24 protein-coding genes are annotated in these 25,388 nt (G+C 70.8%); 13 read left to right on the forward strand and 11 right to left on the reverse strand.

The window, feature by feature from the left end:
* Window positions 1–373 precede the first annotated feature (373 nt).
* From Q5762_RS29470 to Q5762_RS29480, 3 genes are all read right to left on the reverse strand, one after another.
* Window positions 374–1,582: a DUF5667 domain-containing protein gene (locus Q5762_RS29470; RefSeq protein ID WP_315895309.1), complete on the reverse strand. Its 1,209-nt coding sequence runs from the start codon at window positions 1,580–1,582 to the stop codon at window positions 374–376.
* 298 nt (window positions 1,583–1,880) lie between these two features.
* Complete coding sequence (locus Q5762_RS29475) at window positions 1,881–2,675, reverse strand: ECF subfamily RNA polymerase sigma factor, BldN family (protein WP_315895310.1); 795 nt, start codon at window positions 2,673–2,675, stop codon at window positions 1,881–1,883.
* A gap of 550 nt (window positions 2,676–3,225) precedes the next feature.
* Window positions 3,226–4,185: an HAD-IB family hydrolase gene (locus Q5762_RS29480; RefSeq protein WP_315895311.1), complete on the reverse strand. Its 960-nt coding sequence runs from the start codon at window positions 4,183–4,185 to the stop codon at window positions 3,226–3,228.
* Window positions 4,186–4,341: 156 nt separating this feature from the next.
* On the opposite strand from Q5762_RS29480, the gene Q5762_RS29485 reads away from it, so the two are divergent.
* The 6 genes from Q5762_RS29485 to hemB all read left to right on the forward strand — a co-directional run bounded on the left by Q5762_RS29485 (window position 4,342) and on the right by hemB (window position 10,822).
* The gene (locus Q5762_RS29485; RefSeq protein ID WP_399495292.1) at window positions 4,342–4,632 is read left to right on the forward strand and encodes a glutaredoxin family protein; all 291 of its coding nucleotides are present in this window, start codon (window positions 4,342–4,344) and stop codon (window positions 4,630–4,632) included.
* Between the two features lie 272 nt (window positions 4,633–4,904).
* The gene (locus Q5762_RS29490; RefSeq protein ID WP_315895313.1) at window positions 4,905–5,696 is read left to right on the forward strand and encodes a redox-sensing transcriptional repressor Rex; all 792 of its coding nucleotides are present in this window, start codon (window positions 4,905–4,907) and stop codon (window positions 5,694–5,696) included.
* Complete coding sequence (locus Q5762_RS29495; RefSeq protein WP_315895314.1) at window positions 5,693–7,048, forward strand: glutamyl-tRNA reductase; 1,356 nt, start codon at window positions 5,693–5,695, stop codon at window positions 7,046–7,048. The genes Q5762_RS29490 and Q5762_RS29495 overlap by 4 nt, the downstream gene beginning before the upstream one ends.
* Window positions 7,045–8,031, forward strand: coding sequence for a hydroxymethylbilane synthase (gene hemC / locus Q5762_RS29500; RefSeq protein WP_315895315.1), 987 nt, complete (start codon window positions 7,045–7,047; stop codon window positions 8,029–8,031). The genes Q5762_RS29495 and hemC overlap by 4 nt, the downstream gene beginning before the upstream one ends.
* Window positions 8,028–9,698: a uroporphyrinogen-III synthase gene (locus Q5762_RS29505; protein ID WP_315895316.1), complete on the forward strand. Its 1,671-nt coding sequence runs from the start codon at window positions 8,028–8,030 to the stop codon at window positions 9,696–9,698. The genes hemC and Q5762_RS29505 overlap by 4 nt, the downstream gene beginning before the upstream one ends.
* 116 nt (window positions 9,699–9,814) lie before the next feature.
* Complete coding sequence (hemB, locus tag Q5762_RS29510; RefSeq protein ID WP_315895317.1) at window positions 9,815–10,822, forward strand: porphobilinogen synthase; 1,008 nt, start codon at window positions 9,815–9,817, stop codon at window positions 10,820–10,822.
* Here the strand turns inward: hemB and Q5762_RS29515 are convergent.
* Entirely contained in the window at window positions 10,812–11,702 is an 891-nt protein-coding gene (locus Q5762_RS29515) for an NAD(P)-binding domain-containing protein (RefSeq protein WP_315895318.1), read from the reverse strand. The genes hemB and Q5762_RS29515 overlap by 11 nt on opposite strands.
* Window positions 11,703–11,877: 175 nt before the next feature.
* On the opposite strand from Q5762_RS29515, the gene Q5762_RS29520 reads away from it, so the two are divergent.
* Window positions 11,878–12,147: a DUF1876 domain-containing protein gene (locus tag Q5762_RS29520; RefSeq protein WP_315895382.1), complete on the forward strand. Its 270-nt coding sequence runs from the start codon at window positions 11,878–11,880 to the stop codon at window positions 12,145–12,147.
* Window positions 12,148–12,226: 79 nt separating this feature from the next.
* On the opposite strand, the gene argS is transcribed toward Q5762_RS29520, so the two are convergent.
* Entirely contained in the window at window positions 12,227–13,987 is a 1,761-nt protein-coding gene (argS, locus tag Q5762_RS29525; RefSeq protein WP_315895319.1) for an arginine--tRNA ligase, read from the reverse strand.
* A 200-nt stretch (window positions 13,988–14,187) separates the two neighbouring features.
* Between argS and lysS the strand changes: the two genes are divergently transcribed.
* Complete coding sequence (lysS, locus tag Q5762_RS29530) at window positions 14,188–15,912, forward strand: lysine--tRNA ligase (RefSeq protein ID WP_315895320.1); 1,725 nt, start codon at window positions 14,188–14,190, stop codon at window positions 15,910–15,912.
* A 162-nt stretch (window positions 15,913–16,074) separates the two neighbouring features.
* Window positions 16,075–16,281, forward strand: a complete 207-nt coding sequence (locus Q5762_RS29535) for a hypothetical protein (protein WP_315895321.1) — start codon at window positions 16,075–16,077, stop codon at window positions 16,279–16,281.
* Between the two features lie 70 nt (window positions 16,282–16,351).
* Here the strand turns inward: Q5762_RS29535 and Q5762_RS29540 are convergent, their stop codons facing one another.
* From Q5762_RS29540 to Q5762_RS29550, 3 genes are all read right to left on the reverse strand, one after another.
* Entirely contained in the window at window positions 16,352–17,578 is a 1,227-nt protein-coding gene (locus Q5762_RS29540; RefSeq protein WP_315895322.1) for a DUF2637 domain-containing protein, read from the reverse strand.
* Window positions 17,579–17,750: 172 nt separating this feature from the next.
* Window positions 17,751–18,476: a DUF3558 domain-containing protein gene (locus tag Q5762_RS29545; RefSeq protein ID WP_315895323.1), complete on the reverse strand. Its 726-nt coding sequence runs from the start codon at window positions 18,474–18,476 to the stop codon at window positions 17,751–17,753.
* 155 nt (window positions 18,477–18,631) lie between these two features.
* Entirely contained in the window at window positions 18,632–19,576 is a 945-nt protein-coding gene (locus Q5762_RS29550; RefSeq protein WP_315895324.1) for a DUF3558 domain-containing protein, read from the reverse strand.
* Window positions 19,577–19,750: 174 nt separating this feature from the next.
* Here Q5762_RS29550 and Q5762_RS29555 point away from each other — a divergent pair, with 174 nt between their 5' ends.
* Complete coding sequence (locus tag Q5762_RS29555; RefSeq protein WP_315895325.1) at window positions 19,751–20,944, forward strand: RtcB family protein; 1,194 nt, start codon at window positions 19,751–19,753, stop codon at window positions 20,942–20,944.
* 98 nt (window positions 20,945–21,042) lie between these two features.
* Here Q5762_RS29555 and Q5762_RS29560 read toward each other — a convergent pair whose 3' ends face one another.
* Complete coding sequence (locus Q5762_RS29560; protein WP_315895383.1) at window positions 21,043–21,807, reverse strand: SDR family NAD(P)-dependent oxidoreductase; 765 nt, start codon at window positions 21,805–21,807, stop codon at window positions 21,043–21,045.
* A gap of 60 nt (window positions 21,808–21,867) precedes the next feature.
* The gene (locus Q5762_RS29565; protein WP_315895326.1) at window positions 21,868–22,203 is read right to left on the reverse strand and encodes a YnfA family protein; all 336 of its coding nucleotides are present in this window, start codon (window positions 22,201–22,203) and stop codon (window positions 21,868–21,870) included.
* A gap of 75 nt (window positions 22,204–22,278) precedes the next feature.
* Between Q5762_RS29565 and Q5762_RS29570 the strand changes: the two genes are divergently transcribed.
* Entirely contained in the window at window positions 22,279–22,749 is a 471-nt protein-coding gene (locus tag Q5762_RS29570) for a hypothetical protein (protein WP_315895327.1), read from the forward strand.
* A gap of 21 nt (window positions 22,750–22,770) precedes the next feature.
* On the opposite strand, the gene Q5762_RS29575 is transcribed toward Q5762_RS29570, so the two are convergent.
* On the reverse strand, window positions 22,771–24,153 hold the full coding sequence (locus Q5762_RS29575) for an FAD-dependent oxidoreductase (RefSeq protein WP_315895328.1): 1,383 nt from the start codon (window positions 24,151–24,153) through the stop codon (window positions 22,771–22,773).
* Window positions 24,154–24,280: 127 nt separating this feature from the next.
* Here Q5762_RS29575 and Q5762_RS29580 point away from each other — a divergent pair, with 127 nt between their 5' ends.
* On the forward strand, window positions 24,281–24,841 hold the full coding sequence (locus Q5762_RS29580) for a TetR family transcriptional regulator (protein WP_315895329.1): 561 nt from the start codon (window positions 24,281–24,283) through the stop codon (window positions 24,839–24,841).
* Between the two features lie 34 nt (window positions 24,842–24,875).
* A complete protein-coding gene (locus Q5762_RS29585) occupies window positions 24,876–25,361 on the forward strand; it encodes a MarR family transcriptional regulator (protein WP_315895330.1) in 486 nt (161 codons plus the stop codon).
* Window positions 25,362–25,388 lie beyond the last annotated feature (27 nt).

The following is a 25,388-nucleotide window of genomic DNA, read 5'->3' on the forward strand; positions in this document are numbered from 1 at the left end:
CGGCCCGCCACGGTTCGACGGACGCCCGCCGCGGAGCGGCTGAACGCGGCGCAGCCTGCCGAAGCCCGTGAGGCCCCCTGGGGCCGAGCGGTGCGAGGGAGGCAGAGAAAGAGGGGCCGCTCTACAAGCTGCTGGTGCAGCGGCGGTCCGTGTTCTTCTGAGGCGTGGTGCCCGGATGTCGGCCCGCCACGGTTCGACGGACGCCCGCCGCGGAGCGGCTGAACGCGGCGCAGCCTGCCGAAGCCCGTGAGGCCCCGCTGCTGGTGCAGCGCAGGTCCGTGTTCTTCTGAATCCTCTGAGATCAGCTTGCTTCTGGGTGCAGCAGGGCCGCCCCTTCGAGTGAAGGGGCGGCCCTGCTGCGTACTGCTGTCGCCTAGCCGGTGCTCTCGCTGTCGATGCCGAGCCCGGGGAGCAGGCCCGGGAGTAGCGGCGGGAGGGTGACGTCCGGCATCGGGGGTGTCTGCTGGCTGCCCGAAGGCGTCGGCAGGGTGCCCGTCGGCGCGTTGTCGAGGAGTCCGCCCGTGTTGCCACCGAGCAGGCCGTCGTTCTCCGGGGAGCCCGTGCCCGAGCCGCTGCCCGAGGGCTGGGGCCGGGTGGAGCCTTCGCCGCCCGTGGAGGGGGCGGCGGGGGAGGACGGCGGGCGCTGGGTCTGCGTACGCGGCGGGTCCTGTTGCGGGGTGCCGGCGCCGCCGCTGTCGACGGCGCCCTTCTGCGGGGTGCGGGGGAGCATGCCCTGGAGCGGCTCGACCTCTTCGTCTATGGCGACGAAGACGTCGTTCACCTCGTTGCCGACGTCGCTCAGCTGGACCGGCAGTCGGTCGCGCAGGCCTACCCACGTGGAGCGGTGGGCCTGGGCGAACGAGTTGAGCCGGGCCATCGGGCCGATCTCGCCGTCCCGTTCGTACGCCTGGCGGAGCAGCCGGTGGCCTTCCGAGGCGTCGTGCTTCATGCCACCGAGGACCCGGCGGATCTCGCCGAGCGACTCGTGGTCGAGGTCGCCGAGGCGGCCCCGCTCCATGAGTCTGCGGGCCTCGCTGAGCCGGGTCGACGCCTGGTCCAGGTAGATCCCGCCCCGGTCCGCGTCGTCGTCGGCCATCCCGAGCTTGATGTCCTCCATGCCCCGCTTCAGCCCGTAGAGCGAGTCACCCGGCAGGGCGTCGGAACTCGCAGCGGCCACACCGCTGAAAGCGCCCGCGGCCACACCGACCGTGAGGCCGCCCGCGGCGATGCCCTTCGACCAGCGGGAGCGGGGGCGCAATTTCCGCAGCGGGGAGGCCCGGTGGGCACCCCGCCCGCTCGGTGTCCGTTGCTCCGGCACCGTAGGGCCCGTGCTTGCGCTCCCCTCCGCGAGCATCGCTTCCATGGCGGCCACGAGCTGCGCCCGTTGCACCACCTTGACCTCGGGGTCCATCTCCGGCTTCGGCAGTTCACCGAGGCCGTTCGCCAGAGCCAACAGCCGCCCCTGCTCGGCCGGTTCGGCCGACGCCTCGGGCTGCTCGGCCGTCGCGTCGTCGGGCGTCCGGTCATCCAGGGCCTGGGCGAAGGCGTTCGCCCGCCGGTGCGCCGATACGTTCGCGATCACTGGCGGCACCTCCTCTCGTCATGACGGTCGACTCCCCGGGGTGTCCGGAAGGTTGCACGCCTTGAACACATCCACACGAACGAGTGAGTGGCTGTGGGCATGGCGTGACCACAGGGAGCCTGCATCCCGCACAACGAGCGGCGCGGCACTTGGGTTACGCGCGAAAGATGATCGGACCAGTGCGTCATCGAGGCGTCACCGACTGTGAGTTGGGCGGGGGTCGGGGGACATGGGGGGAGGGGTTGGGGAGGGGGCGCGACACGGTCGGTGGGGGGCGCGTGTGGGGGGCGCGGAGCGGTCAGCGGGCGTCGTCCGGGAGTAGCCGTGCCAGCGTGCGCACGGCCCGGTACTGGAGGGTCTTGATCGCACCCTCGTTCTTGCCCATGGCCCGGGCCGTCTCGGCGACCGAGAGGCCCTGCAGGAAGCGCAGGGTCACGCACTCCTGCTGCTGGGGGTTGAGCCGGCGGACGGCGTCGAGGAGCGCGGCGTTGGAGAGGGACTCCAGGACCGAGTCCTCGGGGCTGCGTTCGACCTCGTTGGCGTCGAGCATCTCGCCGGTGGTCACTTCGAGGCGGAAACGGCTCGACTTGAAGTGGTCGGCGACCAGGTTGCGGGCGATGGTGACCAGCCAGGCGCCGAAGTCGCGGCCCTGCCAGGTGAAGGTGGAGATCCTGCGCAGGGCGCGCAGGAAGGTCTCGCTGGTCAGGTCCTCGGCCGTCGCCTTTCCGCCGACGCGGTAGTAGATGTAGCGGTAGACGGTGTCGCTGTACTGGTCGTACAGCCGGCCGAAGGCCTCGGCCTCACCGGCCTGGGCGCGTTCGACGAGGTCCATCATGCGCGCGCTGTCGCTGTCGGCGGTGGGGCGGCGGGCGGCGGTCGAGGTTCCGGTGCCGCCGCGGCTGCCCCTTCTGCCGACAGCGGCGGCTCCGCTCTCGGCGAGGGCATAGCAGGGACCGGCGGGTGCCGGTGCGGCGAAGGCAAAGGCGGGGACAGGGACGGCGTACGCGGTGGGGACGAAGCCGCGCAACTGGTCGATGACCGTTGCGCGCAGCGTAGCCAGGCCCGAGGCGTCAACCCCGACGTGTGGGTACACGGGACTCCCAGAGGCAGAGCTTCCATCACGTGCAGTGCGAAACCGTTCACTCGTCGTGGCGACGTGTGGGTTCCGTTGTGCGTCTGAGGAGAATAACGCTTCGTACAGGCAGCGCTACACCCAGTTGCTCAAATCATCGATTCCGTCGCATTGGTTACTGCTTGTGGACGGGATCAGTCGCGCTTCGTGACCGGTTATTGATCGGATTGCTTCCGACTGTGACTGCGCGCACGCTCTGTTGTGCTCAAGTGCTAGGGCGTGGAGTGATCCGCCCTGCGGCTGGGTAAGAAGCCGCGAATGCGCCCGAGTCGACGTGTGCGGCGGTGTTCGACCACGGACGGGTGAGGGGCGATGGTCCCGGGTTGTCGCAGGTGATCGCAGCCGAAACGTATCGGCAGCGGTGTGGCGCGCCGCGCGGGGCCGCGTTGAGCGGCAGCGGGCCAGCGACGGAGGGTCAGCGACGGAGGGTCAGCGACGGGGGTCAGCGACGGAGGGTCAGCGACGGAGGGTCAGCGACGCGGGTCAGCGACGGAGGGTCAGCGACGGAGGGTCAGCGGCGGCGGCGGTGCAGGGCGACCGCGGCGGCCGTGCCGCCCGCCAGCGCGCCGACACCGGCGGCGGCCGGGATGCCGACCTTGGCGGCCTTGCGGCCGGTCCGGTAGTCGCGCAGCCGCCACTCACGCGCCTTGGCGTGCTTGCGCAGCTTGGTGTCCGGGTTGATCGCGTACGGGTGGCCGACCAGCGAGAGCATCGGGATGTCGTTGTGCGAGTCGCTGTACGCCGCGCACCGGTTGAGGTCCAGGCCCTCGGCCGCGGCCAGGGCGCGTACCGCCTCCGCCTTGGCGGGGCCGTGCAGGGGCTCGCCGACCAGCTTGCCGGTGTAGACGCCGTCGACGGACTCGGCGACCGTGCCGAGCGCGCCGGTCAGGCCGAGGCGCCGGGCGATGATCGTGGCCGTCTCGACGGGCGCGGCCGTGACGAGCCAGACCTTCTGTCCTGCGTCGAGGTGGGCCTGGGCGAGCGCGCGCGTGCCGGGCCAGATGCGGTCGGACATGTACTCGTCGTAGATCTCCTCGCCGATGGACATCAGCTCGGAGACGCGGTGGCCCTTGACGATGGACAGGGCGCTGTCGCGGGCGTCCTGCATGTGCTCCGGGTCCTCGACGCCGGCCAGCCGGAACCAGGCCTGCTGCCAGGCGAACCGGGCCAGTTCGCGGCGCTGGAAGAACTTCCGCTTGTACAGGCCGCGGCCGAAGTGGAAGATCGCGGCGCCCTGCATCACGGTGTTGTCGAGGTCGAAGAAGGCGGCGGCCTCGGCGTCGCCGACGACGGGGAACTCGGGCTCGGCGGGCTTCGCCGGCTTCTCGGCCTCGGCCCGGGCCGCCGTCTCCCGTTCGGCTTCGAGCTGTTGCGAGGTCTTGCGGGCCGCCTCGGCGGCGGCCTCGCCTGCCAGGACGCTGCGCGCGGTGGCGGAGCGCCTACGGGGGGTGAGCCATCCCAGTGCGGCCATGTCGTGAGCATAGCCAGTCTGTTCGGAACTTCCCGACCTCTCGGGATGCCGAGGCGTGAACACTCCGCGACTCTCCTGTTAAACGGACAATGGGGGCAAGCTGGAGACAGGGGACTCGGCCCTCTGGGCCGGGGGCGGCGCCCGGCGCGGCGCAGAATGGACGGCATGTTTGGACGAGCGAAGAAGAAGGACCCCGCCGCCGATGCCGCCGCGCGGACGGTGACGCTGATCGGGAAGCCGGGCTGTCATCTCTGTGACGATGCCCGGGCCGTGATCGAGGCCGTCTGCGCCGAGACCGGGGCGCGCTGGGAGGAGAAGGACATCACCGAGGACGAGGAGCTCCACCGGGCGTACTGGGAGCAGATTCCGGTGGTCCTGGTCGACGGTGAGCAGCACACCTTCTGGCGGGTGGACGCCGGGCGGCTTCGGCGTGAACTGGGTGGCTGACGCGAAGACGGTTACCATCGTGGACGTTTTGTTGGGTTCCGGGGGCGTGGTCGTGAGGAGAGTGTGCGGTTTTGCCCCCTTCGGGTTTTCAACGGGCTGACGCGCTCCCCGGTTCCGTCCTGGCGCGAACCGGTCGCGTGACCCCGGTCACTTTGGCCGGACAAAACGGACACCATCTTTGTGCACGCGTTCACAAAGACATAGCCTGCATTCGACGGGGCGGTCTTGGGACACACGGCCGCCTGCAGCCCCGCTCATCCCGCAGGAGCACCGTGGCAACTGGCCGAACTCACCGACCGGCGACCCGTAGCCGAGGAATTCCCGAGGCCACCGTCGCCCGGCTTCCGCTGTATCTGCGTGCGCTCACCGCACTGTCGGAGCGCTCCGTACCCACGGTCTCCTCCGAGGAGCTCGCAGCCGCCGCGGGCGTCAACTCCGCGAAGCTGCGCAAGGACTTCAGCTACCTCGGCTCGTACGGGACGCGCGGTGTCGGCTACGACGTCGAATACCTCGTCTACCAGATCTCCCGTGAGCTCGGCCTGACGCAGGACTGGCCCGTCGTCATCGTCGGTATCGGTAACCTCGGCGCGGCCCTCGCCAACTACGGCGGGTTCGCCTCCCGTGGCTTCCGGGTCGCGGCGCTGATCGACGCCGACCCCGCCATGGCCGGTACGCCGGTCGCCGGGATCCCGGTCCAGCACACCGACGAGCTGGAGAAGATCATCTCCGACCAGGGTGTCTCCATCGGCGTCATCTCCACGCCCGCCGGCGCGGCCCAGCAGGTCTGTGACCGGCTCGTGGCCGCCGGGGTCACCTCCATCCTGAACTTCGCCCCGACCGTGCTCTCCGTGCCCGACGGCGTGGACGTGCGCAAGGTCGACCTCTCCATCGAGCTGCAGATCCTCGCCTTCCACGAGCAGCGCAAGGCCGGCGAGGAGGCGGACGCCGAGGCCGCAGCCGTACTCGCGCCGCCCGCGCCCCTCGCCGCCGCCGGCGAGACGCAGCCCAAGTCCACCGGTCGTAAGGGACCCGACGGGGACGTCCCCGCCGTGATGCCGGCATGAGCCTCCTCGTCGTCGGTCTCAGCCACCGCAGCGCCCCGGTCAGCGTCCTGGAGCGGGCCTCGCTCGCCGCGGACACCCAGGCCAAGCTGCTGCAGGACACCCTCGCCGCCGAGCCGGCCGCCGAGGGCGCGGTGCTGGCCACCTGCAACCGCATCGAGCTCTACGCCGACGTGGACAAGTTCCACGCCGGTGTCGCCGAGCTGTCCACGCTCCTCGCCCAGCACAGCGGCGTCGGTCTTGAGGAGCTCACCCCTTATCTCTACGTGCACTACGAGGACCGGGCCGTCCACCACCTCTTCTCGGTGGCCTGCGGGCTCGACTCCATGGTCGTCGGCGAGGGCCAGATCCTCGGCCAGATCAAGGACGCGCTCGCCCTCGGCCAGGACCTGCACACCGCCGGACGGCTCCTCAACGACCTGTTCCAGCAGGCGCTGCGGGTCGGCAAGCGGGCCCACAGCGAGACCGGGATCGACCGGGCCGGGCAGTCGCTCGTGACCTTCGGGCTCCAGCAGGTCGCCGACGGCGCGGATGTCGACGCCTGGGCGAAGGGCAAGCGCGCGCTCGTCATCGGCGCCGGCTCGATGTCCTCGCTGGCCGCCGCCACCCTCGCGCGGGTCGGCGTCTCCGAGATCGTGATCGCCAACCGTACGGCCCCCCGCGCCGAGCGGCTGGTGCAGATCCTCACCGAGCCCGGTGGTACGGGTGTGGCCGCCCGGGCGGTCGAGATGGTTGCCGTCGGCGACGAACTGACACGTGCCGACATCGTCGTCTCCTGCACCGGAGCCACCGGACTCGTCCTGACCGGCGAAGCCGTCGAGACCGCGATGGCCGGCCGTACGGCCCCGCTCGCGCTGCTCGACCTCGCCATGCCCCGCGACATCGACGCCGCCGCCCACCGCATGCCGGGCGTCCGCCTCGTCGACATCGAGTCGCTCGCCGAGGCCTCCGCCGACGCCCCCATGGCCGCCGACGTCGACCAGGTCCGCTCCATCGTCTCCGACGAGGTCGCCGCCTTCGGCGCCGCCCAGCGCGCCGCGCACATCACCCCGACCGTCGTCGCGCTGCGCACCATGGCCGCCGACGTCGTCGCCGGTGAGGTCGCCCGGCTGGAAGGGCGCCTGCCCGGCCTCGACGACAAGCAGCGCGCCGAGATCACCCAGACCGTGCGCCGGGTGGTCGACAAGCTCCTGCACGCGCCGACCGTGCGGGTCAAGCAGCTGGCCAGCGAGCCCGGCGGCGCCGGGTACGCCGACGCGCTGCGGACACTCTTCGACCTCGACCCGGAGACGGTCGCCTCCGTCTCCCGGGCCGACCTGAATGACGCCGACGTCAAGAACCGAGGGCGAGTATGACCGAGAGGGCACTGAGGCTCGGGACCAGGCGCAGCAAGCTCGCCATGGCCCAGTCCGGGCAGGTGGCCGACGCCGTCCGGCGGGCGACGGGCCGGTCCGTCGAGCTCGTGGAGATCACGACGTACGGGGACGTCTCGCGTGAGCACCTCGCGCAGATCGGCGGCACGGGCGTGTTCGTCGCCGCGCTGCGCGACGCGCTCCTGGCCGGCGAGGTGGACTTCGCCGTCCACTCCCTGAAGGACCTGCCGACCGCGCAGCACCCCGACCTGGTGCTGGCCGCGATCCCCGAGCGCGAGGACCCGCGCGACGTCCTCGTCGCCGGCCCCGGGGTGACGCTCGACCGGCTGCCCGAGGGCGCCCGGATCGGCACCGGTTCGCCGCGCCGCACGGCCCAGCTCAACGCGTACGCGCGCAGCCACGGGCTGACCATCCAGACCGTGCCGATCCGCGGGAACATCGACACCCGCGTCGGATACGTACGAGGCGGAGAGCTGGACGCGGTGGTTCTCGCCGCGGCCGGTCTCAACCGCATCGGCGGGACGGCGGAGCTCACCGGCTCCCTGTCGCTCGACCACCTGTCGGTCGACGCCGTCCTGCCCGCCCCCGGCCAGGGGGCCCTCGCGATCGAGTGTCTGGCGTCCGACGCCGACCTCGTCGCCGCGCTCGGCGCACTCGACGACCCGCACACCCGGGCCGCCGTGACCGCCGAGCGTTCCCTGCTCGCCGCCCTGGAGGCCGGCTGCTCGGCACCCGTGGGTGCGCTGGCCGACCTGCTGGCCGAGGATTCCGGCCGCGGGCAGATTGTCACCGAAATGCGCCTGCGTGGCGTCGTCGGCACCACCGACGGCTCTACGCTGGTGCAGCTGTCCACCACCGGTCCCGTACCCGCGTCGCACGACGAGGCGATGGCGCTCGGACGCGAACTCGCGGACGAGATGCTCGCCAAGGGTGCGGCCGGTCTTATGGGGGAGCGAGCACTTTGAGCCCCACCAGCCCGACCACCAGCCCCGCGCCCACGGCCTTCTTCGGCCACGGGAGCGTCACCTTCCTCGGCGCCGGACCAGGCGACCCCGGACTGCTGACGCTCCGGGCCGTCGAAGCCCTCGCCGGCGCGGACGTACTGATCGCCGAGCCCGAGGTGCTCGAAGTCGTCCGGTGCCATGCGCGCGCGGGGGTGAGCACGCCTGAGCTGACGGTTGTTGACGAGGCGTCAACAACCGCCGGTGTCCCCGTGTTGAGGGATGCGACCAATCTTGTCATGGAGGCCGCACGGGGCGGCAAGCGGGTCGTCCGTGCGGTGACCGGCGACCCCGGCCTCGACGGAAACGCAGGTCAGGAGATGCTCGCCTGCGCCACCGAGGGCATCCCCTTCGAGGTCGTGCCCGGCGTCGCGACGGCCGTCGGCGTACCCGCGTACGCCGGTGTGCCGCTGCGTGACGCGCAGGGGACGGACGTGCGCTTCGTCGACGCGCGGACGGCTGACGACCGTTGCTGGACCGAGGTCGGGGCGTCCGACGGGACCGTTGTCGTCTCCACCTCGCTCGACGCGGTGGCGGCGGCGGCCGGTGAACTGGTGGCGGCTGGCCGTAAGCCGGACACCCCGCTCACCGTGACCATCGGCGGTACGACGACCCGGCAGCGGACCTGGACCGCGACGCTCGGCACGATCGCCCAAGTCTTCAAGCAGGGCAAGGTGCTCCCGTCGCCCGAGGGCCACCGGCCGGTCATAGCCGTGGTCGGCGAGCGCAGCGCGCCGGCGCAGCGGGATCAGCTGGCGTGGTTCGAGTCCAAGCCGCTCTTCGGCTGGCGGGTGCTCGTGCCGCGCACCAAGGAGCAGGCCGCGTCGCTCTCCGACCAGCTGCGTTCGTACGGCGCGGTGCCGCACGAGGTGCCGACGATCGCCGTCGAGCCGCCGCGGACGCCGCAGCAGATGGAGCGGGCCGTCAAGGGGCTGGTGACCGGGCGGTACGAGTGGATCGCCTTCACGTCGGTCAACGCGGTGAAGGCGGTGCGGGAGAAGTTCGAGGAGTACGGGCTCGACGCGCGGGCCTTCGCCGGGATCAAGGTCGCGGCGGTGGGCGAGCAGACGGCCGCGGCGCTCGTGGACTTCGGTGTGAAGCCGGATCTGGTGCCGAGCGGGGAGCAGAGCGCGGCGGGTCTGTTGGAGGACTGGCCGCCGTACGACCCCGTTTTCGATCCGATCGACCGGGTGTTCCTGCCGCGGGCCGACATCGCCACGGAGACGCTGGTCGCCGGGCTGATCGAGCTCGGGTGGGAGGTCGACGACGTCACCGCGTACCGGACGGTGCGGGCGTCGCCGCCGCCGGCGGACACGCGTGAGGCGATCAAGGGCGGTGGCTTCGACGCCGTGCTCTTCACGTCGTCCTCGACCGTGCGCAACTTGGTGGGTATCGCCGGGAAGCCGCACAACGTGACGGTGATCGCCTGTATCGGTCCGGCGACCGCGAAGACCGCGGAGGAGCATGGGCTGCGGGTGGATGTGCTGTCGCCCGAGCCTTCGGTGCACAAGCTGGCGGAGGCGCTGGCGGACTTCGGTCTGCGGCGGCGGGCCGCGGCGCTGGAGGCGGGCGATCCCGTGACACGGCCGTCGGAGCGGCGGCCGGGGGCGCGGAGGCGTCGGACGACGTAGTCGTCGTCGCGTAGGCGTGAGCGTGGGGTGCGGGGCCTTTCGGGGTCCCGCACCCCACGCGTATACCCACAAGGGGTCGGTAAAGGCACAGCCGTGGCGGGCGTAGCCTCGGGAGCATGAACTCGTACGGAACCTTTCCCGGGGCGCGGCCGCGGCGGCTGCGGACGACTCCTGCCATGCGGCGGATGGTCGCCGAGACGCGGCTGAGCCCGGCCGATCTGATCCTTCCCGCGTTCGTGCGCGAGGGGATCACCGAGCCGCGGCCGATCGTCGCGATGCCCGGCGTGGTGCAGCATTCGCGGGACACCCTGCGGAAGGCCGCCGTGGAGGCGGTGGAGGCCGGGGTCTCCGGGATCATGCTCTTCGGTGTGCCGGAGGACGAGAAGAAGGACGCCGCCGGGACCGCCGGGACCGACCCGGACGGGATCCTGCAGGTCGCGATCCGGGACGTGAAGGCCGAGGTCGGTGACGAGATCGTGATCATGTCCGATCTCTGTCTCGACGAGTACACCGACCACGGGCACTGCGGAGTCCTGGACGAGCACGGGCGCGTCGACAACGACGCCACGCTGGAACGTTACGCCGAGATGGCCCAGGTCCAGGCCGACGCCGGCGTCCACGTCGTCGGGCCGTCCGGGATGATGGACGGTCAGGTCGGGGTGGTCCGCGACGCGCTGGACACCATCGGCAAGGAGGACGTGTCGATCCTCGCGTACACCGCGAAGTACTCCTCCGCCTTCTACGGCCCCTTCCGCGAGGCCGTCGGCTCCTCCCTCACCGGCGACCGCAAGACCTATCAGCAGGACCCGGCCAACATCCGGGAGTCCCTGCGGGAGTTGGCGCTCGACCTCGAAGAGGGCGCGGACATGGTCATGGTGAAGCCGGCCGGGCCGTACCTCGACGTGCTGGCCAAGGTCGCCGACGCCGTGGACGTGCCGGTCGCCGCGTACCAGATCAGCGGTGAGTACGCGATGGTCGAGGCCGCGGCCGAGAAGGGCTGGATCGACCGCGACAGGGCCATCCTGGAGACGCTGACCGGGATCCGGCGCGCCGGTGCGCAGATGATCCTCACCTACTGGGCCACCGAGGTCGCCCAGAAGCTCGGGCGCCAGTTCACTTCTTGATCAGCATTTCCACCCTGCGCGACATGCCGTCCTCCGCGTAGCCCTCCTCGACCGCACGGTCCAGGAGGGCCCGGAGCGGCTCGAAGAGCTCCGTGCTGACGCCCTGTGCCTCGAACGTCGCGATGAAGTTCGGGAACGCCGCCGCGCTCACGGCGATGCTGGAGACATCGGTGAGGTGGTTCCCCGAGTCGATGTCCCGGGCGATCTGGGGGACGCCGCCGAGCATCGCCGCGATCCACGGGACCAGCAGCTCGGCGTACTCCTCCGCGCCGATGTTCTCCGTACGGGCCAGGGCCAGCGCCTGCATCACGCCGTTGAACATGCCGTACATGCCGGTCAGCAGGCCGAGGTCGTACAGCGCCGCCAGGCCCGCGTCCTTGCCCGTCCACTTCGTGCCGCCGAGCGCCGCCAGGGTCGGGCGGTGCGTCTCGTACGCCTCCTCGTCACCGCTGTAGAAGACGTACGCCGCCGGGGTCGCGACCATCTGCGGGACGGCCATGATGCCGCCGTCCACGTACCGGGCGCCGAGGGCCGTGGCGCGGGCGGAGAGCGTACGGGCCTGCTCCGGCGTCCCGTTGGTGAGGTTGACCAGGGTCTTTCCGGCCGCCGAGTCGCCGAGCGTGGTGAGCAGCTCGTCCACGTTGTCGTTCGTCAGCAGGCACAGGACCACGAGCGGGCTCGCCGCCACCGCGTCCGCGACCGTGGCGGCGGGGAGCGCGCCCTGCGCGACCAGCGGGCCGGTCCTGGCCGGGGAGCGGTTCCAGACCGTCACCGGGTGGCCGGCCTTCAGGAAGGCGGAGGCGAGGGCGGAGCCCATCATCCCCAGGCCGAGCACGGAGACGGGGGCGTCGGACGCGGGGGCGGACGTGGTTTCGGACATGGGTGTGCTCCAAGAGAACGGGAATCGGAGGTTCTAGCCGTTGTCCGGCTCGCTTTCGATCCTTCTCCGGGGCCGTTCGTCCCACAAGTACCGACTTAATCGTCAGCTACGCACCGGTTGGTAAGGAAGGGCCGGGCGGCGCACCCTGGAAGTACCTCAGGAGGTGGTCCTCATGATGCACACACTTGTCGGATGGCACATCGAGATGGAGTTCCAGGAGGACGGTGACCGGACGAGGGCGGCCGCCATGGTGCGGTTGGGCGACGGCACCGAGTTCCGCGCCCAGGGCAACGCCCACCGGCACCCGTCCGACCCCGAGCAGTTGCGGGTCGGCGAGGAGATCGCGGGTGCACGCGCGCTCATGGACCTCGCCTCGCAGCTGCTCCAGAAGGCACACGTGGAGATCGACGAGGTGTCGGGACGGACGTCCCATCCGATCCGCTGACCGGAACATCGTGCGGGTCCGCTGTGGAAACGGGAAGGCCCCGGCACGGAGGAACCGTGCCGGGGCCTTCCCGTTCGACTCAGAGACGCTCGGGCGTCCGGATCCCCAGCAGGGCCATGCCCTGGTGGAGCGTGCGTGCCGTCAGGTCGCAGAGGAAGAGGCGGTTCTCCGCGACCTCCTTCGGCGGCTCCGGCTTGATGACCGGGCACTGGTCGTAGAACGTCGTGTACAGCGACGCCAACTGGTACAGGTACGCGGCCAGCTTGTGCGGGGCGTAGTCGCTCGCGGCCTCGGCCACGGCCTCGCCGAACTGGTCCACGTGCAGACCCAGGGCGCGCTCCGCCGGGGCCAGCTCCAGCTCCGGGTGGGCGAGCGGGGTGCGGTCGCCCGCCTTGCCGAAGATCGACTTGATACGCGCGTACGCGTACTGGAGGTACACCGACGTGTCGCCGTTCAGCGACACCATCTGGTCCAGGTCGAACTTGTAGTCCCGCGCCGCCGACGTCGACAGGTCCGCGTACTTCACCGCGCCGATGCCCACCTGGGCACCCCGCTCGGCGATCTCGTCCTCGGTCAGGTCGCGCGCCTTCTCCCGGACCACCGTCGCGGCCCGGTCGATCGCCTCGTCCAGCAGGTCCACCAGCCGGACCGTCTCGCCCTCACGGGTCTTGAACGGCTTGCCGTCCTTGCCGAGGACCGTGCCGAAGGCCAGCTGGACCGCCTTCACGTCCTCGTTCAGCCAGCCGGCCCGGCGGGCGGTCTCGAAGACCATCTTGAAGTGCAGGGACTGGCGGACGTCCACCACGTACAGCAGCGTCGACGCCTTCAGGTTCCGCACCCGGTCCCGGATCGCCGACAGGTCCGTCGCCGCGTAGCCGTAGCCACCGTCGGACTTCTGGACGATCAGCGGCGTCGGGTTGCCGTCCGGGCCCTTGACGTCGTCGAAGAAGACGCACAGTGCGCCCTCGGAGCGGACCGCGACGCCCGACTCCTCAAGGATCCGGCAGGTCTCCGCCAGCATGTCGTTGTACCCGGACTCGCCGACGATGTCGGGGTCCCGGACGTCCATGTCGAGCTTCTCGAAGACGGAGAAGAAGTAGATCTTCGACTCGTCGACGAACTTCTGCCACATGGCGAGCGTCTTCGGGTCACCGGCCTGGAGGTCGACCACCCGGCGGCGGGCCCGCGTCTTGAACTCCTCGTCGGAGTCGAAGAACCTGCGCGCGGCCTTGTAGAGGCGGTCGAGGTTCGACATGGCCTCTTCGCCGGACACCTCTGCGTCCTTGTGGTCCAGCTCGTGCGGGTGCTCCTCCAGGTACTGGATGAGCATGCCGAACTGGGTGCCCCAGTCGCCGATGTGGTGACGTCGGACCACCTGCTCGCCGGTGAACTCCAGGATCTCGACCATCGCGGCACCGATCACGGCCGACCGGAGGTGGCCGACGTGCATCTCCTTGGCCACGTTCGGCTGGGCGTAGTCGATCACCGTCGTGCCCGCGTTCTCCGCGAACGGCACGCCGAGGCGGTCGTCGGCGGCGCGCGCGGCGAGGGTCCTGACGATCGCCGCGTCGGTGACCGTGATGTTCAGGAAGCCGGGGCCCGAGACCTCGATCTCCTTCAGCACGTCGTTCGCCGGGATCCCGTCGACGACCTTCGTCGCCAGCTCACGCGGATTGCCCTTGAGCTGCTTGGCGAGTGCCAGGATGCCGTTGGCCTGGAAGTCGGCCCGGTCGCTACGTCGCAGCAGCGGGTCGGCGGAACCGGCCTCCGGCAGAGCTGCCGAGAGACCTTCCGCGAGACGCTGCTGCACGGTCGAAGCGAGGGAAGGGACCGAGGCCATGAGCTTCCGTTCCTGTCGGTGGTTCAGTGGTGGGCTATATCGCTTGTCAAGTGTCCCATGGGCGGGCAACGTGTTTTCTCCACCTGTGGACAAACCTCCAGGCTGTGGACAACCTCCGAGTCGCCCTCTCCGTCTGGGAGAATGACTGACGTACGGCCGCAAGGCATCCGAGAGAATCAAGGAAGAAGGACGTACCGACCGTGGCTCAGAGCAGCACCGAGACCGACTGGGTCTCCCGTTTCGCGGACGAGGTCATCGCCGAGTCGGAGCGACGTGCGCCTGGCAAACCGGTCGTCGTCGCCTCCGGACTCTCCCCCTCCGGCCCGATCCACCTGGGCAACCTCCGCGAGGTCATGACCCCGCACCTGGTCGCCGACGAGATCCGCCGCCGCGGCCACGAGGTCCGGCACCTGATCTCCTGGGACGACTACGACCGGTACCGCAAGGTGCCGAACGGCGTCGCGGGCGTCGACGAGTCCTGGGCCGAGCACATCGGCAAGCCGCTGACCTCCGTCCCCGCCCCGGCCGGCTCGCCGCACGCGAACTGGGCGGAGCACTTCAAGGCCGCCATGGTCGAGTCGCTCGCCGAGCTGGGCGTCGAGTACGACTCCATCAGCCAGACCGAGCAGTACACCGCCGGTACGTACCGCGAGCAGATCCTGCACGCCATGAAGCACCGGGGCGACATCGACGCCATCCTCGACCAGTACCGGACGAAGAAGGCGCCGAAGAAGCAGTCCCAGAAGCCCCTCGACGCCGCCGAGCTGGAGGCCGAGGAGGGCTCCGGCGCGGCGAACGAGGACGACGGCTCGGGCGGCTCCGCCGGCTACTTCCCGTACAAGCCCTACTGCGGGCAGTGCGAGAAGGACCTGACGACCGTCACGTCCTACGACGACGAGACCACCGAGCTCGTCTACACCTGCACGGCGTGCGGCTTCGGCGAGACCGTCAAGCTCAGCGAGTTCAACCGCGGCAAGCTGGTCTGGAAGGTCGACTGGCCCATGCGCTGGGCGTACGAGGGCGTCATCTTCGAGCCCTCGGGCGTCGACCACTCCTCGCCCGGCTCGTCGTTCGTCGTCGGCGGCCAGATCGTCCGCGAGATTTTCGACGGCGTCCAGCCGATCGGCCCCATGTACGCGTTCGTCGGCATCAGCGGCATGGCCAAGATGTCCTCGTCGCGCGGCGGTGTGCCCACCCCGGCCGACGCGCTGAAGATCATGGAGGCGCCGCTGCTGCGCTGGCTGTACGCGCGCCGCAGGCCCAACCAGTCCTTCAAGATCGCCTTCGACCAGGAGATCCAGCGGCTCTACGACGAGTGGGACAAGCTGGAGGCCAAGGTCGCCGACGGCTCCGTGCTGCCGGCGGACGCGGCGGCGCACGCGCGGGCCGCCCGCACCGCCGCCGGTGAGCTGCCGCGCACACCGCGCCCGCTGCCGTACCGGACGCTCGCCTCGGTCATGGACATCACGGCCGGACACGACGAGCAGACCCTGCGGATCCTCACCGAGCTGGACCCGGAGAACCCGGTGACCTCGCTCGACGAGGTCCGCCCGCGCCTCGACCGCGCCGAGAACTGGATCACCACCCAGGTCCCGGCCGATCAGCGCACCATCGTCCGCGACGAGCCGGACGCCGAGCTGCTCGGCTCCCTCGACGACGAGGGCCGCGAGTCCCTGCGCCTCCTCCTGGAGGGCCTGGACACGCACTGGTCCCTGGACGGCCTCACCACGCTCGTCTACGGCGTCCCGAAGGTCATGGCCGGTCTCGACCCCGAGGCCAAGCCGACCCCGGAGCTGAAGGTCGCCCAGCGCTCCTTCTTCGCCCTGCTCTACAAGCTGCTCGTCAGCCGCGAGACCGGGCCGCGCCTGCCGACGCTGCTCCTCGCGGTCGGAGCCGGGCGCGTGCGCAAGCTGCTCGGTGCGTAGCCCTTACGGAGTGAGGCGAGGGCCGTCACCGGGATTCCGGTGGCGGCCCTTCGCCATGGGCCCCGGCCGCGGTGGACCAGCCGGATTCTGCGACCTTCGGACTAGGCGCGGTTCCGACGTGGGCACGACGAAACACGGCACCCCGCACGGGACCGTGGAGACATGAAGAACGAAGTCATCGCAGTCATCGGATGGATCGCCCTCGTCCAGGGCGGACTCGGAGCGGGCGGGCAGCTCTTCGGGGACAAGGCCTGGGGACTGCTCCAGAAATGGTGGGAGATCCCCACCGCCGGATACGTCGTCCTGGCGCTCGCCGGCCTCGCCCTCGCCGTCTGGGGCGAGAGCGCGAAAAAGCGGGCCAAGGCCTGAGCGACGCTCGGGCCGAGGCCTGAGCGACGCGGCAGCCGCTCGGGCCGACGGGCGACGCGGCAGCCGCCGGTCACGCGATGTGGTTCTCCGCCAGCTCCGTCTCCATGCGCTGCCTCAGTCCGGGCATCAACTGGCGGAGCAGCGAGGCGCTGCGCGGGTGCTGTACGCCGTAGCGGTCACTCAGCAGTATGTCGAGCTGCTCCACGCTGGGCGGAAGCTGGTTCTCCCCGTAGTACGTCAGCAGCGCCTTGTACGCCACCTCGGTGAAGTCCTCCATCGGCGGGTCCTGGTCCACGTACTCCGGGTACTCCTCGAACTGCTCCGGGCCTCGTTCCTGACGCGGGTCGGGGATCGGGAGTTCCTCGGGGCCGTAGGGCACCGCCACCGGTGTCGGCTCCAGGCCTTCGACGATCTGGGGCTCGTACGTCCCTTCGTATGCCTCCGGAGGCAGCTGCGCGGCATGGAACCACGGGCTTCCCTGGTCCGGCTCCTGCTGGGCGGAGCCCTGCGGCAGCTGGGGCGTGGGCTGGGCCGCCGGGACCGGCACCGGTACCGGGACCGGCACCTGCTCGGCCTTGGCGAGCGTCGGCTGCGGCGGCAGCAGAACGGGCTCGATGCCCGCCGCCGCCAGCCCGGCCGGCGCCGTCTCCGCCAGCGGCACCCCGTACTTCGCCAGCCGCAGCGGCATCAGCGCCTCCACCGGCGCCTTCCGCCGCCACGCCCGTCCGAACCGCGCCTGCAGCCGGGCCTGGTAGATCAGCCGGTCCTGCTCCAGCTTGATCACCTGCTCGTACGAACGCAGCTCCCACAGCTTCATCCGCCGCCACAGCCGGAACGTCGGGATCGGAGAGAGCAGCCAACGCGTCAGCCGCACGCCCTCCATGTGCTTGTCGGCGGTGATGTCGGCTATTCGGCCGACCGCGTGGCGGGCCGCCTCCACCGCGACGACGAACAGCACCGGGATGACGGCGTGCATGCCGACGCCCAGCGGGTCCGGCCAGGCCGCCGCGCCGTTGAAGGCGATCGTCGCCGCCGTCAGCACCCACGCCGTCTGGCGGAGCAACGGGAACGGGATCCTGATCCAGGTCAGCAGCAGGTCCAGTGCCAGCAGCACACAGATACCGGCGTCGATGCCGATCGGGAAGAAGTACGAGAAGTCGCCGAAGCCCTTCTCCACGGCGAGCTCGCGCACAGCGGCGTACGAACCCGCGAAACCGATACCGGCGATGACCACCGCACCGGCGATCACCACCCCGATCAGTATTTTGTGCGTGCGTGTCAGCTGCACCGCGGCCACCCGCGATCCCCTCCCGTCAATCCACATCTCGCGGGCACAGCGTGGCACATGCGCGAGGAGCCCGGCCCCCGGGGGAGGGACAGGCTCCTCGAAAACATACGCAAATACGGGTTAACGCCGGGTTTACGCGACGCCCGGCGGCCGACGAGCCGCCGACGAGAGGTCGGTCGGCCTACTTGTTCGCCGCCGCGACGGCCGCGACGGCCTCCTTCGAGGCCTTCACCGCACCGTCCATCATCGTCTTGTCCGAGGGTCCGTCGGCGCCCGCGTAGCCGGCGCCGTTGTACGTGAGCAGCACCAGGACGTTGCCCGTGCGGGCCACGACCGAGGCGTACTCGAAGTCCTCGTCCGTCTTCTTCAGCTCGTACGTCACGGTCTTCGACTGGTCGCCGATGCCCGAACCGTCCGCGGTCTTCACCTTCTTCGCGCCCTCGGCCGCCTGCACCTTCGCGAGCTCCTTGGCGAAGTTCTCCTGGGCACGCTGCTCGCCGCTGCCGAGGGAGGCGTCCGAGGTGTAGCGGTAGAAGGAGACGTCGAGCCAGCGGTACTGCGAGCCCTTCACGCCCTTGTCGTCCAGACCGTTCCACGAGCAGCCGCCGCGGCTGTCGGTGTCGCTGGACGCGGCCGCCGTGCCGTTCTTCGTCTTCGCCTTCGGCACCAGGCTCGCCGTCGTCTTCGCGGAGATCGACTTGCAGACGTCCGGCAGCTTCGCGAACTTCGCGGGCTCGACCGTCTTCGTCGACTGCTGCGGGCTGGGGGTCGCCGACGCCGAACCCTTGCCCTTGTCCGGCGTCGCCGACCCGCCGTCGGAGTCCGAGGAGCAGCCGGCGACGACGAGCATCACCGGGACGGCTGCGCAGGCGAGTATGCGGGTGAGTCGCGGGGCTGATCGGTGCATGGTTCCTTCAGTCGCTTGTCGTACGGCCCGGGTGCGGTCCGGGTGCGGTCCGGGTGGTGCGGTCCGGCCAGGCGGCCACGGTACGCCGACACGTTACGTGGTCCGGCAGGTGTCGCGGGGCGATCCCGGAGCGGGCCCAAGGGACACCCGTGCGGCTACTCCTCCAGGCGCTCGGCCAGCAGACGGGCCAGGCTCCGGGCCTTTTCCTGCAGTTCCTGGCTGTCCGGGGGCTCGGCGGAACCGGTCGCCTGCTCCACGTACTCGACCGTCACGATCACGTTGGATGTGCGGAACACCACGCTCACGGTCCGGTGCCGGCCGTTCGCGCCGCCCGCGCTGAGCGCGTCGTCGAGGAACGCGACCTGGCCCAGGCCCGCAAGGACCCGGGGCTCCAGACCGGTGGTGGGAGCGCCGGCGCCGGTGGGCGTCGCGCTGCCGCCGGGGGTCCCGCTCTCGGTGGCGCTCGGGGCGACGCTGGGGGTGCCACCGGGGGTGCCACCGGGGGTGCCACCGGGGGTGCCACCGGGGGTGCCACCGGGGGTGCCACCGGGGGTGTCACTGGGGGACCCGCTGGGACTGCCGGGCGTGGTCGTGGTCGTGGTCGCGGTCGCGGGAGATTCCGGGGGCTCGGGGGTCTGCGGGGTGGTGGGCGGCTGGGGGAGGTCCGCCGCGAGCTGCTTGCGGGAGAACACCTCCTGCGCGCGGTCGTCGTCGCTGACGGTCGGGTCGTACGACACCACCCGCTCGATGTCGAGCCGCAGCCGGTGCGTGGCGTCGGGCGTGTCGGCCTGCCAACTGCAACCGACACGGCGGTCGGTGTCGTACGTGACGGCCGCCGTACCGCGGTACGCCGCGTCCCGCTCGTCGTCGGGGAGCTGGGCGGCACCGGGGAGGAGGTCGCGGAGCGTGTTCTGCGGGACGGCACGGCACGGCTCGAAGAGCGTGCGGTAGCGGCCGGGGGGAGCGGCGGGGGCGGCCGGTCCGGCCTTGGAATCGACGTCGTCGGCGCCGGAACCGCCGCCCGCGGAGCATCCGGTGAGCCCCAGGACCAGCGCCGCGCCGAGCGCGGCCAGACCGGGTACGTACGCCTGTCGCTGCACGCTGCCAGGCTCCCTTCTCCCGAGGATTTCCCCGAAAACCCTTTGCCGCCGGATACCGGCCGGTGGACACAATGTCTATCGCACGCGCTGCCGTTGATGCCGGTCCGTCGTCACCTGTACGGGCCTTGGAGCCGGTTTTTGCGTTATCTGGCTTTGTGGGGGAATTGAGGAAGTATGTCGTATGTAGAGGTACCGGGTGCGAAGGTGCCCATCCGGATGTGGACCGATCCTTCCATGATCGACGACGGCGCGATGCGCCAACTCCACAACACCGCCACGCTGCCGTGGATCAAGGGCCTGGCTGTCATGCCGGACGTGCATTACGGCAAGGGCGCGACGGTCGGCTCGGTGATCGCGATGCACGGGGCGGTCTGTCCGGCGGCGGTGGGCGTGGACATCGGCTGCGGGATGTCGGCGGTGAAGACGTCGCTGACGGCGAACGACCTGCCGGGGGACCTGTCGCGGCTGCGGTCGAAGATCGAGCAGGCGATTCCGGTGGGGCGGGGGATGCACCGGGACGACGTGGATCCGTCGCGGCTGTTCCAGTTCCCGACGGCGGGCTGGGACGACTTCTGGTCGCGCTTCGACGGGATCGCGGAATCGGTCAAGTTCCGTCATGAGCGGGCCCATAAGCAGATGGGAACGCTCGGCAGCGGAAACCACTTCATCGAGTTCTGTCTCGACGAGGCGGGTTCGGTCTGGCTGATGCTGCACTCCGGGTCGCGGAACATCGGCAAGGAACTCGCCGAGTACCACATCGGCGAGGCTCAGAAGCTGCCGCACAACCAGGGTCTGGTCGACCGGGACCTGGCCGTCTTCGTCGCGGACACCCCGCAGATGGGGGCCTACCGGAACGACCTCTTCTGGGCGCAGGAGTACGCGAAGTACAACCGCGCGATCATGATGGCGCTCTTCCAGGAGGTCGTGCGCCGGGAGTTCCGGAAGGCGAAGGTGACCTTCGATCCGGTGATCTCCTGCCACCACAACTACGTGGCGGAGGAGCGGTACGAGGGCATGGACCTGCTGGTCACCCGTAAGGGAGCGATCCGGGCCGGATCCGGGGAGTTCGGGATCATTCCGGGCTCGATGGGCACCGGTTCGTACATCGTGAAGGGGCTCGGCAACGAGGCGTCCTTCAACTCGGCCTCGCACGGCGCCGGCCGGAAGATGAGCCGGAGCGCGGCGAAGCGGCGGTTCTCGACGCGGGACCTGGAGGAGCAGACGCGGGGCGTGGAGTGCCGTAAGGACGCCGGTGTCGTGGACGAGATCCCCGGCGCGTACAAGCCGATCGAGAAGGTGATGGAGCAGCAGCGGGACCTGGTCGAGGTGGTCGCGAAGCTGAAGCAGGTCATCTGCGTGAAGGGTTGACGGCCTGGGGCCCGTCGGGGGCTTCGTTCCGGGCTTCGCCGGGGGAAGGAAGGGGCTGGTGCCGGGCACCGGCCCCTTCTCCGTGTGCGGCCGGGGGCTCAGAGCTCGCGGTGGACCTTGGTGTTGGAGGCCTGGGCGCGGGGGCGGACGACGAGGAGGTCGATGTTGACGTGTGGGGGGCGGGTGCAGGCCCAGGTGATGGTGTCGGCCACGTCGTCCGCGGTGAGGGGTTCGGCGACGCCCGCGTAGACCTTCGCGGCCTTCTCGGTGTCGCCGCGGAAGCGGGTGGTGGCGAACTCGTCCGTCTTGACCATGCCGGGGGCGATCTCGATGACACGGACGGGGGTGCCGACGATTTCGAGGCGGAGGGTCTCGGCGAGGACGCGGGCGCCGTTCTTGGCGGCGACGTAGCCCCCGCCGCCTTCGTAGGTGGAGTGGCCCGCGGTGGAGGAGAGGATGACGACCGTGCCGTCGCCGCTCGCCGTGAGGGCGGGGAGCAGGGCCTGGGTGACGTTCAGGGTGCCGATGACGTTGGTCTCGTACATCTGGCGCCAGTCGTCGGGGTCGCCGGTGGCGACGGGGTCGGCGCCGAGCGCGCCGCCGGCGTTGTTGACCAGGACGGAGATGGACCGGAAGGCCGTCGCGAAGGACTGGACGGCTTCGCGGTCGGTGACGTCGAGGGGGTACGAGGTGGCCTGGTGGCCGGCCTCGTTGAGCTCGGCGGCCAGGGCCTCGATGCGGTCCTTGCGGCGGGCGGTGAGGACCACGCGGTAGCCGGCGGCGGCGAGCTGCCTGGCGGTGGCGGCGCCGATTCCGCTGCTCGCTCCGGTGATGACGGCGATCTGCCTGGCGGCGGCGGTCATGGGGTGCTCCTCGCGCATGTGGTCGATTGTGTCGATCGTCCGGTCAGGATAGGTCCCTGGTCAGCGGCCGCGGGGCGCGTACATGATCACGGCCATGCCTGCCAGGCAGATCAGTGCCCCGGTGATGTCCCAGCGGTCGGGGCGGTAGCCGTCGGCGACCATGCCCCAGGCGATGGATCCGGCGACGAAGATTCCGCCGTAGGCCGCGAGGATGCGGCCGAAGTCGGCGTCGGGCTGGAGGGTGGCGACGAAGCCGTAGATGCCCAGGGCGGCGATGCCGGCGCCGATCCAGATCCAGCCGCGGTGTTCGCGGACGCCTTGCCAGACGAGCCAGGCGCCGCCGATCTCGAAGAGGGCGGCGACGACGAAGAGGGCGGCGGACCGTGCGATGAGCATGCGGTCAGGGTGCCATGGGACACGCTGACTGATGGATAGTCAGAATATGTGCAGATTCGTCGGTATCGTCTGGGTATGGGTCCAATGCGCAAGGCGCTGCTCGGTGCGGTTCTCGCGGGTGTGGTGGTGGTCGGGTCGGGTGCGGGTGCCCGTGCCGTGGGGGCCGAGGCCGATCTCGCCCATCATGGCCATCTCTCCTTGTGGGAGGGGCGGGTCGGCGTCTGGCTGGTGAGTGAGAACCACGGGCCGTCGGACGTGGCCCAGGCGACGGTGCGGCTGGCCTTCTCCGAGCCGATGGCGGGTGGGCAGGAGCTGCCTCCGTCCTGTCTGTGGGCGAGCGACCGGGCGGTCGCCTGCCGTACGGGTGAGCTGCGGGCCGCCGGGGCGGTCGAGGAGCTGGCGCTCGATCTGCGGACGGCGGGGTCTCCGGACGAGGTGACGGTCGACATCTCGACGATCTGGACGGACGGCACCGACGACGGGAACCCGCGGAACGACCGGCATCGCGTTCTCGTGCTCGCCACGGGTGATCCGTACGTCTTCTGATGCGCCGCCGGCCCGCCGGGGTCAGTACGTGTAGCCGTCGGGGCGGACCAGGAGCGTCGTGCGGCGGGTGGGGTCGGTCCAGGTGGCCCGCACGAGGCGGACCGGTGTGGTGGGGGCGGCGGGCGGTTCGGGGGTGGTGCCCTCGGGGGCGATGAGGACGAACTCGCCCTCGCGCAGCAGCTCGTAGAGCCTGCCCTCGCGCAGCTTCAGGTCCGGGACGCGCCGGGTGTGCCGGCCGTACGTGATGCCGATGCCGCTGATCATGCCCATCGCCTTGGCCGACGCGGGGCGGACGGTGTTCAGGAAGTGTGAGGCGAGGGCCCGGACCGTGCGCAGGAGCGGGCGGTGGGCCATGGCGAGCCGGACGATGGTGCCGCTGCTGCGGAGTACGGCGGCGCCGACCGGATGGCGTTCGGACTGGTAGCTGTCGAGGAGGGCTTCGGGGTCGGGAGCTGCGCCGCGCAGGACGGCGGTGAGCTTCCAGGAGAGGTTGGCGGCGTCCTGGAGGCCGGTGTTCATGCCCTGGCCGCCGGCGGGGGAGTGCACGTGGGCGGCGTCGCCGGCGAGGAAGACCCGGCCGACGCGGTAGGCGGGGGCCTGGCGCTCGTCACTGTGGAAGCGGGAGATCCAGCGGGCCTCGTGCATGCCGTAGTCGGTGCCGAGGGCGAGGCGGGCGATCTCGCGGACCTCGTCGAGGTCGACGGGCTCGCTGTCGGGGACCTGGCGGGTGCGGTTCCAGCCCATGACCCGGTACCAGCCGTCGCCGAAGGGGGCGATGAAGGCGAAGGCGTCTCCGGTGCCGTTGACCGTGAGCAGTCCTTCGGGCTTCTCGGTGAGGCGGACGTCGGCGAGGACGATGGAGCGGATCACCGAGACGCCGGGGAAGGGCAGGCCGAGGGCGTTCCGGACGGCGCTGCGGACGCCGTCGGTGCCGACGAGGTAGCGGGCGCGGAGGGTGGTGGGGGTGCCGTCGGGGCCGGTGATCTCGGCCGTGACCTGGTCGGTGTCCTGCTTCAGTTCGCGCAGTTCCGTTCCGTAGCGGAAGTCCACACCTGTGGACACGGCGCGCTGTTCGAGGAGTCGCTCGACCTCGTACTGGGGGGTGATGAGGAGGTACGGGAAGCGAGAGGGGAGGCGGGTCAGGTCGAGGGTGAGGCGGCGGAAGAGGCGCAGTTCGGTGATGGGGGTGCCGGTGGCGATCAGCTGGTCGGCGAGGCCCCGGGCGTCGAGCTGCTCCAGGGTGCGGGCGTGCACGCCGAAGGCGCGGGTCATGTTGCTGATGCCGTGCGGGCGGCGCTCGACGAGGGTGACCCGGTGGCCCGCGGCGGCGAGGTCGCCGGCGAGGAGCAGTCCGGTGGGGCCCGCGCCTACGACGAGGACGTCCGTGTCGATGTGGTGGTTCATGGCTGCCTCCAGTTGGGTGCGCGTGCCATCAACGGTTGTTGGCCAACACCTGTTGGTCAACGCTTGTTGGCAAATGTAGAGCCGGTCCGCCTGGTGCGTCAACACCTGTTGGCCTACAGTTGTTGGCATGACGACCGCCCGCCGCTCCGACGCCACCCGCGCCGCGATCCTCGAAGCCGCCCGCGAACGCTTCGCGGCCGACGGCTACGAGCGCGCCACCATCCGTGCCATCGCCCGCGACGCCGGGATCGATCCGTCGATGGTGATGCGCTACTACGGCAGCAAGGAGGGGCTGTTCGCCGCGGCGTCCGACTTCGAGCTGAACCTGCCCGAGCTCGCCGCCCTGCCGTCCCGGCACATCGGCGCCGTCCTGGTCACGCACTTCCTCGAGCGGTGGGAGCGCGACGACGTCCTGACGGCGCTTCTGCGGGTCGGTGTCACCAACGCGGCGGGCGTGGAGCGCATGCAGGCGGTCTTCGCGGGGCAGCTCGGGCCGATCGCCCGCGGTGTCTGCCCGGACCCGGCCGACGCGCCGCGCCGAGCCGCGCTGGTCGCCTCGCAGATCCTCGGTATGGCGCTCACCCGCTATGTGCTGCGGTTTCCGCCCGCGGTCGAGATGTCCAGGGACGAGATCGTCGCCTGGCTGGGGCCGACCGTTCAGCGCTACCTGACGGCCCCCGAGCCGTAGAGCGCGGCGAGTTCCTGCTTCGTACACTTTCTGCATGCCGCAGAAGAATTCCGCCCGGCGCGAGGGCCTCATGGGAGAGCTGTACGGGGAGTCCCGCCGCTACATGGCCGCCTACGCGCTGTTCAACCAGGCCGTCGCCGACCGTCTGCGGCTCCACCCGACCGACGTGCAGTGTCTGAACCTGCTGTCCCTGGAGTCCGGCCCGGTGACCACCGGTCGGATCGCCGAGCTGACCGGGCTCACCACCGGCTCCGCGACGCGGCTCGTCGACCGCCTGGAGCGGGCCGGCTACGTCACGCGCGAGCGGGACGCGGAGGACCGGCGGCGGGTCCTCGTCGCCGTGGTGCCGGAGCGGATGGCGGACCTGGGAGCGTTCTGGCGGCGGCTCAACGACGCCTGGGGCACGATGTTCGACGCGTACAGCGATGCCGAGGTCGCCCTGCTCATCGCCCATATGCGACGGACGGTCGAGCTCAGCGCCGCGCAGGTCGAGCGGCTGCGGACGGGCGACCTCGACTGACCCGAGGCCGGGCCGGGCGTGGCGCCG

The sequence above is a fragment of the Streptomyces sp. P9(2023) genome, from assembly GCF_032436795.1.
Taxonomy (GTDB): Bacteria; Actinomycetota; Actinomycetes; order Streptomycetales; family Streptomycetaceae; genus Streptomyces.

Bases quoted from the DNA above. Each gene is read 5' to 3' on its own strand.
- Q5762_RS29480 (WP_315895311.1), bottom strand. From the start codon at position 4,185: ATGGCCGCACTGGGATGGCTCACCCCCCGTAGGCGCTCCGCCACCGCG.
- Q5762_RS29485 (WP_399495292.1), top strand. From the start codon at position 4,342: ATGGACGGCATGTTTGGACGAGCGAAGAAGAAGGACCCCGCCGCCGAT.
- Q5762_RS29495 (WP_315895314.1), top strand. From the start codon at position 5,693: ATGAGCCTCCTCGTCGTCGGTCTCAGCCACCGCAGCGCCCCGGTCAGC.
- hemC (WP_315895315.1), top strand. From the start codon at position 7,045: ATGACCGAGAGGGCACTGAGGCTCGGGACCAGGCGCAGCAAGCTCGCC.
- hemB (WP_315895317.1), top strand. From the start codon at position 9,815: ATGAACTCGTACGGAACCTTTCCCGGGGCGCGGCCGCGGCGGCTGCGG.
- Q5762_RS29515 (WP_315895318.1), bottom strand. From the start codon at position 11,702: ATGTCCGAAACCACGTCCGCCCCCGCGTCCGACGCCCCCGTCTCCGTG.
- Q5762_RS29520 (WP_315895382.1), top strand. From the start codon at position 11,878: ATGCACACACTTGTCGGATGGCACATCGAGATGGAGTTCCAGGAGGAC.
- argS (WP_315895319.1), bottom strand. From the start codon at position 13,987: ATGGCCTCGGTCCCTTCCCTCGCTTCGACCGTGCAGCAGCGTCTCGCG.
- Q5762_RS29535 (WP_315895321.1), top strand. From the start codon at position 16,075: ATGAAGAACGAAGTCATCGCAGTCATCGGATGGATCGCCCTCGTCCAG.
- Q5762_RS29545 (WP_315895323.1), bottom strand. From the start codon at position 18,476: ATGCACCGATCAGCCCCGCGACTCACCCGCATACTCGCCTGCGCAGCC.
- Q5762_RS29555 (WP_315895325.1), top strand. From the start codon at position 19,751: ATGTCGTATGTAGAGGTACCGGGTGCGAAGGTGCCCATCCGGATGTGG.
- Q5762_RS29560 (WP_315895383.1), bottom strand. From the start codon at position 21,807: ATGACCGCCGCCGCCAGGCAGATCGCCGTCATCACCGGAGCGAGCAGC.
- Q5762_RS29565 (WP_315895326.1), bottom strand. From the start codon at position 22,203: ATGCTCATCGCACGGTCCGCCGCCCTCTTCGTCGTCGCCGCCCTCTTC.
- Q5762_RS29570 (WP_315895327.1), top strand. From the start codon at position 22,279: ATGGGTCCAATGCGCAAGGCGCTGCTCGGTGCGGTTCTCGCGGGTGTG.
- Q5762_RS29575 (WP_315895328.1), bottom strand. From the start codon at position 24,153: ATGAACCACCACATCGACACGGACGTCCTCGTCGTAGGCGCGGGCCCC.
- Q5762_RS29580 (WP_315895329.1), top strand. From the start codon at position 24,281: ATGACGACCGCCCGCCGCTCCGACGCCACCCGCGCCGCGATCCTCGAA.
- Q5762_RS29585 (WP_315895330.1), top strand. From the start codon at position 24,876: ATGCCGCAGAAGAATTCCGCCCGGCGCGAGGGCCTCATGGGAGAGCTG.